Genomic DNA, 19,889 nt, shown 5'->3' with positions numbered 1-19,889 from the left:
GCAGGTTAAGAACACATGCGTCACATTCTCATCATTCATCCACCGAAAACCGGTCAAACCATTGTTTGATTTTTTTTACAAAGAGGTGCTTCGCAAGATTTCATTAATTTTACGAGTGATTGGAATGGATTAACTAAAGCAGAAATGAAATTGATCAGATCAATACTATTTATACTAGTTTGTGTTGTTTTATTTTTATATCAGGCCTATGGTATTGAAATAAAAAAATTAAGTGCAGAAGACGGCTTATCAAATATTAACGTAGTAAGCATAACCCAGGACAATGATGGTTTTATCTGGATTAGCACGAAGGATGGATTAAACCGTTTTGATGCCAACACTTTTAAAGTTTATAAAACCAACGACGCTGATCCGAACTCAATTTGCAGCAATGTGCTTAACTATGTTTATGCTGATAAATTTGACGATGTGGTGTGGATTGCATCGGAAAAAAGCGGTGTGGATGCCTACAACTATCGAACACATGAATTTACGCACTATGAGCATGATTACGGTGATCCATCAAAAAACGACCTTAGTGCAAATGGTATTACCCATATTGATGGAGATAAAGAAGGAAACCTGTGGTTTGCCACGTACAATGCAGGTATCGATCGTTTAGACAGAAAGACACAACGTTTTACCAACTACAGCCAATCAAATGTACAGGGCCTTGGTTCGGATTTAAACTGGACGGTATTATTCGACAGCGAAGAAAGGATTTACGTTGGACATGTTACCGAAGGATTTAGTATTATCAACACTAAAACCATGTCGGCACTGCATTTCAAAAACGATCCCGATAATCCGGCATCGCTGCCCGACAATACGGTAACCTGTTTTCTGAAAGATTCCAAAGAACGAATATGGATTGGTACACGCAACGGCCTCGCTTTATTCAATCCCGAAAACCATAGGATGATTTCTTTTAAAAACGATCCGAAAAACATCCGTTCGCTGTCCAATAATTTTATACAGAAAATAATCGAAACCCCCGATCATAAATTATACATAGGAACAGAGGGCGGTGGTTTGAATATTTTAGATTTAAAAACGCTCACCTTTTTCGATGACCTTTCATCGGTTACCTTCGATCGTATTTTAGCTTCTGAAACCCCCGATGGCTTAGCCGGATTATCAGTGCAGAGCGTTTTCCAGGATTCGTTCGGAAACATATGGGCCGGAGGTTTGGGATCGGGCTTAAACTTTATTCCTGCACACGAAAACGACTTTAATAAAATACGTTACCTACCCTATACCGGAAACACCAACAGCCTGAATGCCAAAACAGTACCCGGAATATGCACTGATTCGAAAGATCGGGTTTGGCTGGCAAACGGATTTGGCGGTATTGGTATTTATAAAGACGGAGAAAAACGCCGACAAATAAATAGCATTAACAATGCCAATATTACTCAGAATTTTATGAGTGTTTACAAGGCACATAATAACGAAATAATTATCGGCACCTCCACAGGCGACATCTATTTTTACCATACCAAACAGGATAAATTTACAGCGCTTAACGCTTTTAACGATTTAAAAAACATTCCGATATACTCCTTTCTGGAAGATTCGGGGAACAATTTATGGTTTGCCACCGATATTGGATTGCACATGTACAATCCCAAATCAGGAAAGAGCTTGGTTTATACTACCGAAAATTCCGACTTACCAGACGATTTAATAAGAACAATTGCTGAAGACAGTGAGCAAAATATTTGGGTGGGCACATTAGCCGGAGGGCTTTGTGTATTTGATCGTGATTTTAAGCTGCTTCGGAATTTAGGCCAGTCGCATGATTTTTTTGCCGTAAACCACATTTACAAAGACTCGAAAAACAGAATGTGGATTGCCAGCCAAAATGATCTTTTTTTATTTAACAGTATCCACACTGATTCAATTATGCGTTTGGGTAAACTATCGGGGTTGGCAGGCGCTGATATAAGAAGCATTGTTGAAGGGAAAACGGCAGATGAAATATGGGTGAGCACAATAAACGGGATAAGCCACATTGATTTAAACACCATGCATGTGAGCAATTTCGATGTTAGCGACGGCATTGTTCCGGGCGATTATCTGCCGGCTTCGGTGGCAAAAACAAATAATGGGAAAATTTATTTTGGCTCACAAAACGGAACAAGCTGGTTCGATCAGTTCCTGGAACACACAACCATTCCGAACCCCACAGCGGCGCTAACCTCATTTTCAATCGCCGACAACAAAAACTATCTAAATCAATTTACCGAAATACCTTTTGGCCAAGACATAGAATTAAAACATCATCAAAACTCATTTCAAATTGATTTTAACGTATTGGACTATTCCCTTTCAAATAAGGTGGAATTTATCTACCAAATGCAGGGTTTAGACAACGGGTGGTTTCTGGTAAATACAGGAAAAGAAGTTACGTTCCGTAATTTAAAACCCGGGAATTACACATTCAATCTGAAAACAAGAATACAAAACAATGAATGGCCCGAGGAAATCACCTCGCTGTCGATCAGAATAAAACCGCCAATCTGGTTAACCTGGTGGATGAAACTACTATACTTAGCTATACTGGTTACGCTCATTATCTATGCACTGCGCTTTTACGCCAATAAATTAAAAATTGAGAATGATCTGTTATTAGAGAAGAAAAGCAGGCAGCAGGAACAGGATTTAAATGAAGAAAAACTTCGGTTTTTTATTAACATCACACACGAGCTCAGAAGCCCAATGACACTTATTCTGGGGCCATTGGAAGATTTGATCGCTGATGATTCAATAAAGCCGGAGCAGTCGAAAAAATTGCACATGATGCAACGTGTTGCCAACCGCTTGCTTCAAACGGTTAATCAAATCCTGGAGTTCCGTAAATCTGAAAATAAAAGCCGTAAACTTGCTGTTACAAAGGACGATTTGTCCAAATACATTTACGAAATTGGAGAAAAATACAGAGACCTGAACCAAAATGCAGGTATTGATTTTCAGATTAACGTTCCGGATAAAAAAATGGAAATGTACTTCGATCCTGACGTGATTACCATAATAATGGACAATCTGTTATCGAATGCATTCAAATACACAAAAGAGGGCAGCATAAAACTGCAGTTAACCCGTAAAACCGAAGCTAATATCGACTATACTGAAATTGAAGTTTCGGATACCGGCTATGGCATTTCGGAACAGGATTTAGTTCACATTTTTGAGCGGTATTACCAGGCACGAAATGCTTCACACCCGGTAAAAGGTACCGGAATTGGATTGGCATTGGTAAAAAGTATGGTTGAATTGCACGACGCCGAAATAGAAGTATCGAGCAAATTGCACGAAGGCACCACATTTAAAGTGAGGCTTTTAACAGATAACAGTTATCCCGATGCAACACACTACTATCCGGAAGATACACATATAGAAGAAACCGAAGAAAATTCGAAGGGTGTTATTCTGGTTGTTGACGACGATGCCGAAATTATTGAATACATTAAAGATTCACTAAGTGATACCTACACCATTATTTCTGCTGAAAACGGAAAAATTGGTTTTGATACGGCATGCGATGCAATACCCGACATCGTAATCAGCGATATTATGATGCCTATTATGGACGGGATTGAAATGTGTAAGCTCATGAAAAAGGATGTACGCACCAGTCACGTTCCGGTTGTTCTTTTAACTGCGAAAGGCTCCCTACTCGACCAGAAGCTGGGATACGATGCCGGAGCCGATTCCTATTTAACCAAGCCTTTTAGCAGTAACCTACTAAAAAGCCGACTGAAGAATATAATCGACGCCAGGAACAAATATTCGTTGTCAACCTCTTCAAAATTTAAGCAAAAACAAGAAATTTTAAATGAATCCATAGGAGAACTGGATAGGGAATTTTTGAAAAAACTCACTTCTGTAATCGAAGAAAACCTGGAAGACGAAGAATTGAGTATCTCCTATGTTGCTGCTCAGTTAAACATGAGCCACTCCACCTTGTATCGCAAAATTAAAGCACTTACCAATTTAACTGCCAATGAGTTCATCCGAAAAGTAAGGATAAACTTTGCGGAAAAACTTATGCTAACCAATCAATACAATATTTCTGAAATTATGTACCAGGTTGGCATAAACAGCAGCAGTTATTTCCGCCAGTGTTTTAAAGAAGAATTTGGGATGAATCCGAGTGAATACCTTCAGAAACTGAAAGAATCGTAAAAGAAAAGCAACAAACCAGATTAGTTTGTTGCTTTTCTTTTTATCACTTCCGTCGCTTCTTGCGAGGTATTTCGCTAAAAAAACCAGAAAGTTTGTAACTGATTTTTTTGATTTCTTTAGCGGATTTCAAAACTTGTTTCTGCCGGCTTTAACCAGTTGGCCGAGAATTCTACCTTAACTTTTCCTGTTTGTTCTCCGGCCCGGATATAAGCGATCATTCGCCCGTGAAATACGCGCTGTTTGTTATCGGTGTAATCCGTCATATCTGAATTATTGCTTGCCTCCAGACCCAACAGTTTGGCATCACCGTGTACCTCACAGCTCACTTCATCATCAGATAACATCACCGGTATTCCATCTTCATCAACCACCTGAATTACGATATGGGCCACTTTCCCCTTTTCTATCGTTGTTTCATCGGAAATAACTTTTATTTCATTCGGGCGACCTGATGATTGTATGGCATTCTGGCTCACCTTGTTTCCGTTTTCATCCATGCCAATCACTTCCAGTTTTCCATCCTCATAGGGAATATCCCAGAAAATAATTCCTGTTTCGTTGTTGTACGGCTTCTTCTCTCCTACCACTTTACCGTTCAGGTGCAATTCTGCCTGTGCTGCATTGGTGTAACACACCACACGAACAGATTGGCCTGGCTCGTAGTTCCAGATTGGCCAGGCATCCATCGATGGGCCTCTGTCTCTGTTTCTTTCTGATACGGAATAAGTTCCGAGGTAAGCCATTGGTTTATCCGACCACAACGACTTACGGAAATAGCCTCGTGGTTTAATGAAACCTCCAAAATCGAGCAGGCCGGAATAAAAACCGCGTGACGGCCAGCGGCCCGATTCGCCCAAATAATCGATACCTGTCCACAGAAACTGGCCAAACACAAAATCGCGAGATGTTACTGCTTTCCAGGCTTCTATGTCATGACGGTTTTCACTACCGTAAAGAACACGGTTCGGATATTTTTCGTGGTCGTGATCGTATAAACTTTCGGTATAGTTATAACCGGCAATATCCAATGCAAAAGGATATCCTGTTTGGTTCGACATAGCCACACCGGCCAATCCTGCCGTTGTTGGGCGCGACTGATCGTATTGTTTTACCACTTTTACCAAACGTTCGGCAATGTCGCCAAGACGCTCGGCATCAGGCGCATCTTTTTTGTATCCGCCAAATATGGGTTGCGTGAAACCTGTTTCTGCCCCACCGTCTAACACCGGATGCGAGTAAGGATCGTTGGGGTAATCCACTTCGTTACCAATGCTCCATGCAAAAATGGATGGATGGTTACGATCGCGTTTTACCATATCGCCCAGGTCTTTCTCGCCCCATTCTTCAAAAAAATCATACGATCCCTGAAAACCGGGCGTGCCCACATTCCAGCCTTGTAACCATTTACGTTTTGGGAATTCCCACTCGTCAAAGGCTTCATTTAAAACCAGCAATCCCAGCTCATCGCACAAATCGTATAAATCTGTTGCTTGCGGATTATGACTGGTTCGAATGGCATTCACACCAATTTCTTTTAAAGTCAATAATCTTCGCTTCCACACTTCGCGGGGAACCGCCGATCCCAGCACTCCTGCATCGTGATGCAAACAAACGCCTTTCACCTTCATCGATTCGCCATTTAACGCAAATCCGGTATTCGAATCGAAGGTAAAATGGCGGAAACCTGTTGTTGTTATGCTTTCATCAATTAACTCATCTCCTTTATAAACCGAGGTTTTAAGCTTATACAAATTGGGATGTTCAAGCGACCAAAGCTCCGGCTTTTTCACTTTCAAGGCCGTTTGTATTTTTCCTGATTGATTGGCTGCTAACGTTAATTTGTTCGATGATTTTGCAAGCGGTTCATTATTTTGGTCTAACAATTCGTTTTTAACGGTTAGTGCAGATGCTTCTGACAAACCGTTTTCAACATTCACTTCAACCTGAAGCTGGTAGCCTTTTTTCAATTGTTCGGGATAAGCATAAACACCCCACTGTTCAATATGAACCGGATTGGCATAAACCACCCAAACATCGCGGTAAATACCCGAGCCGGTGTACCAGCGCGAATCGGCCGACTGGCTGTGATCAACCCGAGCAGCAATCACATTTTCCGCACCATATTTAATGTAAGGTGTGGCATCGTATAGAAACGAAATGTAGCCGTTTGGCCGTTTTCCGAGCGACACTCCGTTAACGAAAACTTCGCTGCGGTTGTAAACTCCTTCAAAGTACAGATACACTTTTTCATCCTTTTTATCTGCCGGAATTTCAAGGTGTTTACGATACCAGCCAATACCTCCAGGCAAGTAGCCGGTTGCACTGGCCAGCGTTGGGCTTAGCTGCCCTTTTACACTCCAGTCGTGAGGCAAATCAACGGTTTCCCAGCGGCTATCGTCCAACGGAATAGTTTCACCGTCTTCAACGTCATTCAAAGTAAATTTCCAATCTCCGTTAATCTGTTCGGATTTACCGAAACCGCTCTGTGCATACAGGCCATTTGTGCATGCCAAACAAAGTAGTACTGCAATTATTAATTTCATCCGTTTGAAATTTTCAAGTTTCCAATAAATTACTTTAAAATTTGAGAACGGATGTAACCGCTCCGCTCTCACATAAACTTTTTTAATCATGCCTGGTTGTGAATCTATGATTTAAAAAGTTCATGTTCGTTTCATCATTATTCTTCTTGTTTAGAAATTATTGAACAGGATCAATTCCTTTATCTGTTGGTACAACCGGTCTAATGGTACCGTCTTCGTTAAACTCCATTTTGTCGATACAAACCTCGCGGTGGTAACCGAGGCCATTATGCAGGTGTTTTGCATTTATACGGTGATACACAATATACCATTCATCGTTACCCGGAACCTGAACTACAGAGTGATGTCCGGTTCCGTAAATGCCATTAGCTGAGTCCTGAATGAGCGTTATCGGATTTTCGGCCACTTTAATTGGTCCCATTGGCGATTTGGAAGTTCCGTAAGCCACATGATAATTGGGCGAACCGGTATCATCAACCGACCACATAAAATAATAGGTTCCTTCGCGGTAGATCACATAAATTCCTTCGCGAAAGGCATAATCAGCAAGTGTTCCACCTTTTGGCGTTAAAACTTTTATTGTTTTCTTTTTTATTGAAACCATATCGTCGTTCAGTTCGGCAGCTGCCAAATAACCGTTACCCCAATAAATGTAGGCTTTCCCCGAAACCGGGTCGATAAAAGCACAAGGATCGATTTGCTGACCCCGGCCTGCAGGAGATTCCTTAATCATTGGCTCATTTTGTGCTACAAACGGGCCGGTTGGATCATCGGCTACGGCAACTCCAATTTGTTTGCCACCTCCTGCCACATAGTTTCCGCTGAAATAGTAGTAGTATTTGTAATTGTCACCCACTTTTTTTTCCACAATGGTTGGCGCCCAGGAGCTGCCGTCGGCCCATGGCACATCGCCGGCTTTCATATCCAGAATCTTGCCTTCATCTTTCCAATCCACTAAATCATCGGATGAAAAAACTTTGAAATAATAGCCCGACCACCCCGGAAATCCGTCGGAAGTTGGATAGATGTAATATTTCCCGGTTTTGTTGGAATACAACACCTGCGGATCGGCATAAAAACCAACCAGCGCCGGGTTATGATCTTCGGAAGCTGTAACGCTGTAAACTACCGGCTCCTGCCCCACAATGGTAAACGTATAGTCAACTGCACCTTTCGAAAAATCCTGCGGCCCTTGGGGTGCAACAGTAATTCCTCGCCAGGCTGAAATCTGCGGATCGAATGCTGTTAAATCTGTTCCTACTTTTACAGGAAGATGAATCGTTTTTTCCTTGCCGTTGATGCGTACATTGTTCTTTTTTAATTGACCGGCCGTTGCTTCAACAAACAAATCGTCAGGTTTCGCATAAGTTGCCATTAAACGATTGTATTCCTCAGAAGTTATCGGCATTACCGTACCGTGGCGTGGATGAAAATTCATCGATATCTCCTCATCGATCACTTCGAAATGCTGCAAATCAGGGCTTTTTGTAAACTGATAGCGGCCATTGGTGTAAACATCGTACATTAGTATATACTCATCAGAATTATTCAGTTTGAAAACACCCGAGCCTTCCACCCGTGCGGTTTCCTTATCCACACGATCAAAATTCGGATACGTATATCCTTCTGTCAGTTTATTAGAAATAGCCAGTTTTATACCGGGTGCACCACTCTCCGATTTGTGGAAAAAATAAAACGTACCATCCTTTTCAATGATATCGCCATCGATGCAGGCGTTGTTGGTTGGATTGTACAACAACTGTTTTGGTGCTGCCTCGAAACCGCTAAAATCCTCATCCGCGTAGGCATAATAAATAATATCGGGATGTGCTCCTCGGTATTTCATCGACCAGTAAACCATGTATTTCCCCGTTGCTTTATCGTAAATGGTTTGCGGTGCCCAAACACGATCCACATCACCAAACTCTTCCGGGTAAGTTTCCGGAATATTAATTACTGTTGTTTGCCAGTTAATCAAATCAGTCGATTTCATCAGAATAAGTGCAAAATTATTCCAGCCTTGTTCGGGCACATACAAATCAGTGGCAACCATGTAAAAGGTTTTGCCATCGGCACCACGTAAAATGTGCGGATCGCGAACGCCACCCGAAGTACTGATTTGTTTGGAATCCAATACCGGCTGATTATTGTTTAATGCACGATAGTTATAGCCATCGGTACTTAGCGCATAACGAATGGCTTCTTCGCCGGGCCCGTTACCGGTGAAATAGGCAAAGAGGTAGGCATCGGTTTGCAGGGCTTTGTTCTGACACGAAACGATGGAAAACAAGCCCGTGAAAAACAGGAAACATTTTAGAATTACGGCAATTAATTCCGGTTTTGATTTATTCATTTGTATGTAGTTTTATATGCGGATTTTTATTGCTACAAATTTATTTAACGGTTAGCCTTGTTACCGCTACAGAATCGTCAAATTGTAGAAACAAATTCGACAGATCGCGCGAAAAAGAAGCATTAAAACTCTTTGTTTTTCGGCCATCAACCTTTAACACAGGCACATAATATAATAGCCTCAACATTAAATAGCTTTTAGTTGATAGAGAACCATCCATTGTTTAAGGACTTCTTTCCAGGCTTCATTACCTATCTGCGATTTAGAAATTTAATGAAACAACATGTTTTTGATGTTGAAAAAATCATAAAATGTTGATTTAAGCGCGGCTTTACAAAACAAAAAAAGCAACAACCTTAAAAGATTGCTGCTTTTTTAAACTACTTTATGAAAGACCTATTAAACCTCTAACAGATTTTCTTTTCCTTCGTTAACCAACTTTAAAACCAACTCGCCAAACAAAGTATTTGCCCAGGCAAACCACGAACGGGTGAAGTTTGTTGGATCGTCTTTATGGAAGGTTTCGTGCATAAATCCGGTGTCGGCATCGGTATTGCGCAAGGTTTTAATACACCACGCAATTTCTTTGTCATCCGAGCTGGTCATGGCACGCATAATAATACTCATTGGCCAAACCATGTCGTATCCTACGTGAGGGCCGCCAATTCCTTCGGCTGCTTTTCCTTTAAAGAAATATGGGTTGTCTTCGCTCCAAACCAGCTTGCGGGTATTTTGGTAAATTTTATCTTCTTTTTCAAGCAGTCCGAGGTAAGGCAAAGCCAGTAAACTTGGTACATTGGCATCGTCCATAAACGTGTGGTTTCCAAAACCATCTACCTCGAAAGCATACACTTTCCCGTATTTTTTATGCTCAACAATGGCATATTCCTTAATTGCTGCATCTACTTCTTTCGATAAGGCCAAACATTCTTTTGCAAAGGCCTTATCACCCGTAACTTCGTTGCTAATCTCAGCCAATTGCTTCAACGATACAACGGCAAAAATATTCGAAGGAATAAGGAAGCCATAAGTCGTAGCATCATCCGATGGACGGAAGGTTGAATTAATCAGCCCTACTGGTTTTAACGGACGGCCATAACCGTGATTGGCAACCGTATCTAATTGCTGAGCTGTTTCGCGCTGAAATTTGTAAGGCCCCAGGTCATCTTTGCGTTGCTGCTCCTTAAATGTTTTTACAATTAAAGCTGCTGCTTTCTGCCAGTCGGCATCAAAAACACTCTTGTCGCCGGTTGTAAGCCAGTAGTTGTAGGCCAAACGAACGGTGTAACACAACGAATCAATTTCCCATTTGCGTTCGTGCAAACCGGGTTTCATGTCCGTCATATCGCTCATCCAGTGTACTTCTTCTTCCTTTGTTTTGTTGAAAGCGTTGGCATAACGATCGAGCAAAACACATTGCGTTTGACGGTGAACAACTCCGGCTAGTAACGTTTTCAATTCGTCATCCTGATTGGCCAGTGGCATGTAAGGCCAAACCTGTGCGGTAGAATCGCGCAACCACATAGCATGAATATCGCCGGTAATTACAAAAGTATCGGGTTTGCCATTCAATGTTCCATGCTCAACCGTTGTGTCCAGCGTATTCGGGAAACAGTTTTCGAACATCCAGGCCAGTTTCGGATCTTTAATTTTTGCTTTGGCTGCCTCAATGGTTTCTTCCACTGCCTTCGACACAAAATTACGCTCTCCGGCTGCCGGGCGATTCGTTACGTAGTTTTTTCTACCGGAAGCCGCCAAAACCGATGAGCCTCCGGCAATTCCGATTCCGGCAACGGTTAATGCTCCTGCTTTTATAAAATCTCTTCTTGTATTCATTTTTATTGGTTTTATTGTTATTTCGATGATTTTCTATTCGGTCAAAATTATTAATTCTTTCCCTTTTTTAAGTTGTTCGTGAGACACAAAGTATCCCTCAACAAGATTTCCGTCAATTGTCAGATCCTTAATTTTTCTTCCTGAATTAGTTTTGGAAATTTTAAATTCCGATTGCTCGCCCAAATCCAATTTTACCGAATTAAACAACGGAACAGAAACGATGTATTCGGCATCACCTGGAGAATACGGATAAATTCCCATGGCAGCAAATACATACCATGCCGACATTTCACCGGCATCGTCCATTCCGCAAAACGCATTTTCCCACTCGCCCATTCCGTAAAAACGATTCATAATACTGTCGAGATACATCTGCGACTTTTCCTGCTTGCCAATAAAAGTATATAAATACGGGAAGCTATGATCGGGCTGGTTTCCGTGGCAATACTGTCCGATAAATGAAGACACATTACGTGCAATATAATCGGCATTCCAAGGGATTGAAAACAGTGAATCAAGCTTTTCCTCGAATTCTGCTTCACTTTTGTACAGGCCAATTAAACCTTTTGTATCGTGCGGTGCAAAAAACGACGATTGCCACGCATTGGCTTCACGATACATGTATTCGTAATACGGATATTCCGCGTTAAAATCTGGTACCCAATCACCATTTTCCAACTTTCCGCGCATTAACCCGGTTGATGGATCGAACAGATTTTTGTAGTTTGATGTGCGCTTCATCAGCATCTTATAATCATCCTGTTTTCCTAATTCTTCGGCTAGAAGCGCCACCGCATAATCGTCGTAAGCAAACTCCAGTGTTTTTGTAACGCCGGCTTTGGCTTTCGATTCCACATGTGGGTTCTCAACTTCGGGCGTTGAAATGTATCCTTTTTCAATGTATTCGGCAATGTGCGGACGCGTGCCTCCTTCTTTTGTTGCATTATTCAGCAACAGCTGGTAAGCACTTTGCACATCGTAATCACGAATTCCGCGCAGGTACGAACCGGAAATAAAGGGTGCTGCATGGTCGCCATGAAAAAAGGTAGGCATAAAACCTGTTTTTTCGCCTTTATCAATCAGCGACTGAATTACATCGGCTGTTACATCGGGCGAGAGCATTCCGAGTAAAACCAGCTTATTTCGGTAGGTATCCCACAGCGAAGGATTGGTGTAGTAACGAAATCCTTTATTCACAACTTCCCCGCTTGCATCGGTAAATTCGCCGTTTACATCGCTGCGTAATGCCGGCCATAAAAACGATCGGTACAACGACGAGTAAAACAACGACTTTTGTTTATCGGTGCCACCTTCAACCTTAATTTTCGAAAGCAGATTTTCCCAGGTTTCAGAAGCTTCATTCTTAACCTCTTCAAAACTTTTTCCGGCCAATTCGGCTTCCAGATTCTGCTTCGCATTTTCGATGCTTACAAACGAAAGCGCCAGTTTAAGTTCGAGCTCTTCATCTGATTCATTAAAAGAAACAAGGGCGATTTCACGTCGTGCATCGCCGCTTGTTTCAAGGTTTACTATGGTCCGGTTGGTTTCGGCATAGAAATATATTTTTTCGCCTGTTTGCTGAAATCCTTTTATAACATTGGTTCCTTCCTGTTCAATATGCCAGTCGCGCACCCGTTCGTTCGATTTCGACAGGTTCACTATTATATTTTGTGGTTTCCCTTTTGGGAATTCGTATTTATGGTAACCGCAGTGCAAAGTGCTTGTAAGCTCCGCATCAATTCCGTAGCGATCGAGCTTTACCTGGTAATATCCTGGTTCTGCCGATTCGTTTTCGTGGCTGAATTTTGATCCAAAATCATTTTCAGAAAAACCTTCAGTAACCGGTAAAACAGGAATATGACAAAGATTCCAGTGCCCTTTATTGGTGTGTGTAAAAGCCAGAATAACATCGTCTTCGTATTCGTAACCGGCTCCGCTGTGCCATTCGGTAATCGGGCTCAGTTGCACCATGGCATTGGGCAACGAAGCGCCCGGATACGTTAATCCGGCCCAAACGCGCCAGTCTTTTGGCGGATTGTAACCACAATCGATGCTGTCTTGCAAAGGGGCAGTTCCCAGGAAATTGTTGACATACCCGGTAAGCTTTTCTTTTTTATTTGGGCTGGGGTTATTACGCGCCGTATGGCAGCCGGCCATTGTAATAATAAGTGTAATTAACAGAATTGTTCGTATCATTTTTAGTTGGTTCAAATATTAAACTATATGTTTCTAATTTAGTGTATTATAATTTTTGCGGTGTACGTATTACCCCGATTGGGAAATACAGCCACGGTTTGCCTGTTCCCGGAAATTTCAATTTCGTCAACAGCTGTCACAGCATTTAAAAACGACGAAGCGGCGGCAGCCTGCCCCATGGTAAATTTTGAGACCACGTTAAGAATTACTAAAAATAATCCCGTAAAAATGTTCCGCCGACCGTTACCTGATAACGTTTTAATCATCCTAATCTATTTATCAGTGCTGCTGGAAATATTGTATTCATTAATTAAAGTCCGGGCTTCTTCGCTTGATATTTTTGAAACACAGCCATGCCTGGCATCTGCCGGGAAATGTACATCGTCCAATATCTCCCAATTCAGAAAATCTTTAGAAAACGAAGCGCCATAGCGGTTTGTCATACAGTAATCGTAATAAAGCAACCAACCCGAATTTTCAGGATCTTCGATAATGGTAGGTCCTTCTGTAATAACCGGAACAATTTGGCCATCATTCAAATCTCCGTCAACAATTTGATAAGGCCCTTCGAGTTTTTTTGAAGTTGCTAAGCGAATTGCTCTCCTTTCACCTGTTTTAGCTCCAAACTCTTCTTCTTTATGAAAGAGGTAATACGCATTTTCGTGTTTCAGCAAAGTGCCGTCGATTACCGAATAAGGCGGTTCGAAAAATACTTTTGCGGGCGTAAAATTCTTCCAGTCTTTGGTTTTGCTATACCACAACCGGCTTTCTTTCCAACCGGCATCTTTGAACGATGATGACCAGATTAAAATATATTCTTCATTTTCTTCATCGTAAAACCACTCGGGAGCCCAAATGTTATTCGCAAGAAAATTTCCGGAAGCGTCACGCACTTCTTCCATCAAAGGAAGCGTTCTTTCGTCGTTCCAATGTATTAAATCTTTTGACGATGCAAAGAAACATCCCGGCCCAGAAGCATCACGGTTGTATCCGTCGGTTGTTCCTGTTGTAAGAATTCTCCAAACACCATCAGGTCCGCGCCTTACATAGGGGTCGCGCATCCATTGATCCCACACGGGCTCGTTAGCATTTAAAGGAAACCAGTGACGTCCGTCAGTAGATAAAGCAATATGCAATTTTGCCTCCAACATCGGATCGGACAAAGGAACTTCAACGGTATTGCCGTCTTCATCTATCTCAATCCGGGTGGGATAACGTTGCCGGAAATAGGTTAGCATGAGTACATCTTGATTCTCTTCAATTTTGAATTGAAATCCTTCCCTGCTACTCTCCGCCTGGACCGACGAGTGTTTTTGAGGAACCAAGTCGTTAGGCAAAGCCATTACTGCCAGAACAAAGGCATTCAGGCAGAATGTCAACAGAAATTTCATTGAAGGAAAACACCTTTTCACTATTTGCAAATAAGTCATGTTAATCTGGTTCATGATTAAATTTAGTTGGTTTAGGTTACCGCGCACTGATAATCTTGCTACAAGACCACGTACTTATTCTCTCACTCTCCCGATAAATTTCATTACAAGTTGCTCTTGTTTTTGTCTTCAGCATTACGGGTTAATCAACCCTTCGTTTTGCAAAAGGGCTGCTGCTTCTATGAGCATACAACCGCTGAGCTGCTCTGGTAATCCGGTAATTGAACCCGGCTTTACGCTCCAGTCAGGGCCAAACAGAATAGCTGGTTTGGCAGTTCCCTGCGTCCACAATACTTCAGCATTGTACCGGATAAACTGAATGTAGCGTTTTTTTGCTGATGCATCCAGACGATCCTGAAGAATCAGATCGGTGAAATAGCGAATAAAAATTCCTTTGAAAAGACCGCCGTCGCCAGTTCCTTCACTTTTAAGGACCGAGTTGTTGGTAAGGCTACTGGTGGTATAATCAGCAACCAGAACAGCATCGTTCAGATAAGCCTTTTCGTTGAAAATTTTATATAACTCAACTGCAGAGCCAATAAACGTTCCCTGGTTGTAGGTGAAGACCCAATTTGTATTGATCTCGCCGGTTTCGCTGTTGATGTTGTCATAAACCATCCCGTTGTTCATGTTTACCAAAGTCGCCTTTTCCCAGTTATAGATCTTCAGGGCCCACTCTTTATCACTTTCATCTCCGAACTCCTGGTACAAGCGGGCTGCCAATATGCAGGCCGGACCGTTTGAGCAAGCGTTTTTGCTCCATTCCATTCCCTTTTTCCAGGTGATGCCGCCGCCTGCATTGTCATTCCATCCGGTTTTAATATATTCCCACAATTGTAAAGTAGCCTCCTTAAATTTAGGGTCATTGGTATCCTGCCATACGCGTAATGTGGCTAATGCAATCCATTCCATATCATCATAGAAATCGTTTTCAAACGTATTTCCGTTTCGGGCTTTCACCCCGGCATACCAGTTGTCGAAGTAAGCACTGTACCTCGCGTCGTTGGTTCGCAACCAGGCATCGGTAAGGACGTCCAGCGCATGAGCCTGCGGCCAGTAATTCCAGTCAGCTTTCCCATTATTGTCATAGAAAAACCACTTTCCTTCAGAATTCCAGAACGAACTGGCCAATGACATACTACTGAGGTTTGCCGCTTCGTTCCAGTCTATTCCCTCTTCTTCCGGTTCAGGAACAATATTTTCGTCATCGTCACACGATATCAACAATGCAGGTAGCAGCATTGCGATATACAGCCATTTTTTCGCTGTGCGCAAAATACTCACGTCCAACAAAGTCTCAAACAAACCTGGTCCCTGCTCTCGCTTAATCGTATTTGTCATAACCTTCTCAGTTTAAAACAGTGGGAGCAGTCTGTCGCGACAGCTCCCAACTGTTGTATTATCGTTCTTTATTTTGTTATCGAATGTGTGTAGGGTTGCCCTGCCTGTAAATAAATGGTATAATCTGCCGGAACGTCATCAAAATCACCCATCAGTTTCCATTTGTCATCCCACTGGGTAACGTTGGATATTAACTTGATATAATAGTACGATTCCGGGCTGGTTGCTGTCGGCCTGGAATCCGTTCCATTCAGCGTGCCCCACTCCAGTTCAGTCTCTGGATCGGCTCCTCCGTTTTCTTTTACGAACATACGGAATTTGTACCGTTCATCCCGGCCCCAGCTTTCTTGTTTGAAAGTGACGGTCTGATCTTCAGCCCTGAAAATTCCGTTTCCGACGTATGGAAGATCGAATAAGATCTGCCCTTCGGGAGAGAAGTAGAAACCGATTCGTGTAACCAGTGCGTAAGTACAGGCACCTGTGTTAAAATCAAGCGTAATTCTGTAAACACCTGTTGTTTCAACAGTAGAGGTACCACCTTCCTTTATTAAGCCTCCGTCAGTGTAAAAAACTCTGGGTGTGCCGGAAGTGCCGTCGGTGAAATAAAATGGTTCGCCTGCAGTTAACCGGGTGTAAGTCTCAAACTCGCCTCCGGCAACTGCTTTCATTTGATGAGCCTGAGAAAGGTCATCGCCACCTTCAGAGCCTTCGCCTGTTACATAAACATCGATTGGAAGATCTGCAAAACCAGCCAAACGCGTAACTGTAATCGTTCGTTCCTCATCGCCTTTGAGCGTTTTAAGGCCTTTTGAAGAGAAAACGGTCCACTTGAAACTTCCGGTTTCCGAAGAACCGATGCCCATCATGCCAGCTATTTTATTTAATTGCTTGTGCGTAATGATTACATTATTGTACAGTCCGTTATTATCTGCGGAAGTCAAATAAACAGGATCGGAAAAGTCACCATCCGCTTCATCAAAAGCAATTTGATAAACAGCGGTTCCGGTTTCCTCAACATCACAGTACTCCCATTCAAAATAGGAAGAAGCGCCCACTGAGGTCTCCAAAACTATTTCTTTCCCATCCATCGGTTCGGTTAATGCGCTGACAGCCGTCAATCGGGTATCCAAGTCGCCTCCATCGTCCTCGCATGCAACTAATGCGAGAAACAGAGAAGCTATAATTGTTAATTTGATTACTATCTTTTTCATCTGTTCAGGTTATTTTATTACCAAATTATGAGTATAAGGCCCTTCAGGATTCAGCGAGAAGGTGATATCGTATGTTTTATCGCTCCAACCGTCTGTTGCCGGGGATTTCCATACCTGGTTGTTTGTCCACTGCTCAACATTTGTTTTTTCAACCATGTAGTAATACGCTTCATTACCGGTAGGTTTACTATCGTTATTGACGGCTCTCCATTCGGTTTCGCCTTCAGAACTTTCCATGCGAAATTTGTACCGGTCATCTGTATTTTCACCTCCACTTAAGCCGGTGATGGTATGATCGGTCACTTCCCACACGCCATAACCTTTGTAAGGCAGTTCAATCTTCATTTGCGACCAGTTCAGGTACAAACTGACTTTAGTGACCTCTTTTGAAGTGAAAGAACCAATGTTAAAATCGAGGTAGTATTTGTAAACTCCGGTTTTGGAAACCGAAGATGTTCCTCCAACCACAACTTTTTCTCCCGATAAAGAGAACTCCAGCGGGGTGCCGCTTGTAGCGCTCACAAACTTAAAACTTTCACCTTCGGTCAGTTGGGTGTAAATTTCAAATTCACCATCGGCCAATTTTTTCATCACAAGCGCTTCGGAAAGGTCATCACCGTTTTCTGTTGCCGCACCGGTAATGTATAAATTATCCGGAATGTCGGCCAAGCCTGACAAACGGGTCAACGAAAGTGTCCTTTCTTCTTCCGCTTTCATCGGACTGAATCCTTTAGAAGAAAAAACAGTCCACTTGAGTGTTCCCTGCTGCGACGACTCGATACCCGCCAATGCAGCGATTTGATTCAATTGCTTGTGTGTGAAGGTGGCATGGTTGCTTCCGCCATTATTATCGGCTGCTGCAACAAAAACTGGTTCGGAGAAATCTCCGTCAGCTTTGTCGAAAGCAACTTCATACAATATCATTCCGCTGTCTTCAGCCCTGGCTGGTTCCCATTCAAAATATAAAGTAGCCGAAGCTGAAGCTTGCAGCGTAATTGTCTTTCCATTATCCGGTTCATAAAACGAACGGACTGCCGTTACATCCAAATCTCTTACTTCACCATCGTCGCTGCACGCGATGAAAGCAAATATAAAAGAAGCTACTGTAAACAGTTTTATCAATATTTTTTTCATACGTAGTTTAATTTTAAACGCTGATTAATAAATGATTAATAGCCTGGGTTTTGTGTCAGGTTATCATTGATATCCCGCTGTGACTGAGGCACTGCGAACAAATAATCCCGTTCACTGTCAAATTTCCTCTCATCCAGTTGGATGTACTGCGTATTACCAGCGGCGAACTTCGCTCCGTGAGGATTTCCGTTCATCACTGTTTCAATCGTTCCCCAGCGACGGATATCAAAAAGCCTCAGGCCTTCGATAGCCAGCTCGATGCGGCGTTCATTGCGGATTATTTCGCGATGGTCTCCTGCCGGATAGCTCAATGCATCAGTATCGGTAAATCCTGCCCGAGCACGGATCGCCCGGATCGTTTCGTTCCAGATGCTTTCGTCCATTTGTCCCAGTTCATTTTTAGCCTCTGCATACATCAACAGTACGTCGGCATATCGCATCAAAATCAGGTTCAGGCCCGCGTCAATACCGATGGGTGCTGTTGGATCAAAATATTTCCTTAGGTAATATCCTGTCCCTGTTGAATTTTGGCCTGGCCCTGCGTATTCGTCAAGGTTAGAAGCGCCCGCATCCGCTGAGGAACCGGGTTTGATGTAGATGGTAGAAGTTGTTCCGTCACCTTTTTCCCACTGGTAGCCGTGGTAAACGATCGTGGCTTCAAAACGCGGGTCTCTGTTCTCGTAAGGATTATCTTCATTATATCCTGAATTTGCATCATTAATGCCCTTTCCGTTTTTCATGAGATAGGCATCAACCAATTCCTGTGTTGGAGCAAAAGCATTGATCCGTCCACCCACCGAAATAGGAATGGCGTCGTAAAACTCGCTCCATGTCCTTTCCGGATATACATAACCAAGATCAAGTATTACTTCATCGTTGTACTCATTTTCAGGCAGGAAAAGACCTGAGTAGCTTGGAAAAAGCTCATACTGTCCGTAAGTACCATCCATGATATCTTCACAAATGGAAGCCACATTTGTCCAGTCATTCTCATACAAATAGGTTCGGGCCAACAGAGTCATCGCTGCCCCACTGGTAATCCTGCCTTTATCCGAAGTATCGTATTCTCCTTTATCCGGAAGTATGGTTGCGATTTCGTTGAGTTCATTTCTAACAAAATTGAGCACTTCCGATTTGGGTGAACGTGTCACACTGTTCGCTTCTTCCAGGCTCAGGTTCTGTTCAAACAAGGGCACATCGCCATAGTGGGTTGTGAGACGGAAGAACAAAAAGGCGCGGATAAACCGGGCTTCAGCTTTCATGCTTTCTTTCAGCGTTTCATCCATATTGGGAACCAGATCAACATTCTCCAGAAAGGTATGACAGGTTTTGATTCCCTCGTAACAATTTCTCCATTCGTTGGCAAAGCGGCCCAAGGCAGCATCGGCCTGTCCCGAAGTGATGATCTTTTCATCGGTATTTCCCCGGCCTTCGTAAAGATTGTCTGACAACCTTTCGTTAGCAAAGAAATAGTTGGCATTAAACATCTGGTTATATGCCATATTTAAAACGGCGGAAGCTTTGCCTGGTGATGTCCAGTAGTTCAAATCGGTAAATTTATTCGTGGGCGCCAAGTCCAGATCGTTACACGAAGTAAAAAATGTCAGGAACATCACTACAATTCCTACGTAGTATTTTCTTATATTTTTTTCCATGG

At 42.6% G+C, this 19,889-nt stretch carries 11 protein-coding genes; 1 reads left to right on the top strand and 10 read right to left on the bottom strand.

Annotated features, from left to right (window positions below):
- Window positions 1-144: 144 nt before the first annotated feature.
- The gene (locus tag BMW53_RS11680) at window positions 145-4,188 is read left to right on the top strand and encodes a hybrid sensor histidine kinase/response regulator transcription factor (protein ID WP_038559360.1); all 4,044 of its coding nucleotides are present in this window, start codon (window positions 145-147) and stop codon (window positions 4,186-4,188) included.
- A gap of 116 nt (window positions 4,189-4,304) precedes the next feature.
- On the opposite strand, the gene BMW53_RS11675 is transcribed toward BMW53_RS11680, so the two are convergent.
- From BMW53_RS11675 to BMW53_RS11635, 10 genes are all read right to left on the bottom strand, one after another.
- Window positions 4,305-6,731, bottom strand: a complete 2,427-nt coding sequence (locus tag BMW53_RS11675) for a glycoside hydrolase family 2 TIM barrel-domain containing protein (RefSeq protein ID WP_038564782.1) — start codon at window positions 6,729-6,731, stop codon at window positions 4,305-4,307.
- A gap of 157 nt (window positions 6,732-6,888) precedes the next feature.
- The gene (locus BMW53_RS11670) at window positions 6,889-9,084 is read right to left on the bottom strand and encodes a glycoside hydrolase family 43 protein (protein ID WP_038559355.1); all 2,196 of its coding nucleotides are present in this window, start codon (window positions 9,082-9,084) and stop codon (window positions 6,889-6,891) included.
- Window positions 9,085-9,483: 399 nt separating this feature from the next.
- A complete protein-coding gene (locus tag BMW53_RS11665; RefSeq protein WP_038559350.1) occupies window positions 9,484-10,920 on the bottom strand; it encodes a glycoside hydrolase family 125 protein in 1,437 nt (478 codons plus the stop codon).
- A 33-nt stretch (window positions 10,921-10,953) separates the two neighbouring features.
- Entirely contained in the window at window positions 10,954-13,116 is a 2,163-nt protein-coding gene (locus BMW53_RS11660; protein WP_139178126.1) for a GH92 family glycosyl hydrolase, read from the bottom strand.
- 38 nt (window positions 13,117-13,154) lie between these two features.
- Window positions 13,155-13,382, bottom strand: a complete 228-nt coding sequence (locus BMW53_RS20765; protein WP_038559341.1) for a hypothetical protein — start codon at window positions 13,380-13,382, stop codon at window positions 13,155-13,157.
- Between the two features lie 6 nt (window positions 13,383-13,388).
- Window positions 13,389-14,507, bottom strand: a complete 1,119-nt coding sequence (locus BMW53_RS11655) for a glycoside hydrolase family 43 protein (RefSeq protein WP_038559336.1) — start codon at window positions 14,505-14,507, stop codon at window positions 13,389-13,391.
- Between the two features lie 174 nt (window positions 14,508-14,681).
- Window positions 14,682-15,887 carry a glycoside hydrolase family 76 protein gene (locus BMW53_RS11650; protein ID WP_081804840.1) on the bottom strand — a complete coding sequence of 402 codons (1,206 nt, stop codon included), beginning with the start codon at window positions 15,885-15,887 and terminating at the stop codon, window positions 14,682-14,684.
- A gap of 68 nt (window positions 15,888-15,955) precedes the next feature.
- The gene (locus tag BMW53_RS11645; RefSeq protein WP_038559332.1) at window positions 15,956-17,098 is read right to left on the bottom strand and encodes a SusE domain-containing protein; all 1,143 of its coding nucleotides are present in this window, start codon (window positions 17,096-17,098) and stop codon (window positions 15,956-15,958) included.
- 9 nt (window positions 17,099-17,107) lie between these two features.
- Window positions 17,108-18,232 (bottom strand): SusE domain-containing protein, encoded by a 1,125-nt coding sequence (locus BMW53_RS11640; protein WP_038559328.1) that lies wholly within the window; start codon window positions 18,230-18,232, stop codon window positions 17,108-17,110.
- 35 nt (window positions 18,233-18,267) lie between these two features.
- Complete coding sequence (locus BMW53_RS11635; protein WP_038559324.1) at window positions 18,268-19,887, bottom strand: RagB/SusD family nutrient uptake outer membrane protein; 1,620 nt, start codon at window positions 19,885-19,887, stop codon at window positions 18,268-18,270.
- Window positions 19,888-19,889: the final 2 nt, after the last annotated feature.

Source organism: Draconibacterium orientale (genome assembly GCF_900111425.1).
GTDB classification, from domain to species: domain Bacteria; phylum Bacteroidota; class Bacteroidia; order Bacteroidales; family Prolixibacteraceae; genus Draconibacterium; species Draconibacterium orientale.
Note: the sequence above shows the minus strand (reverse complement) of the source record. Positions and strands in the feature narration are given on the sequence as shown.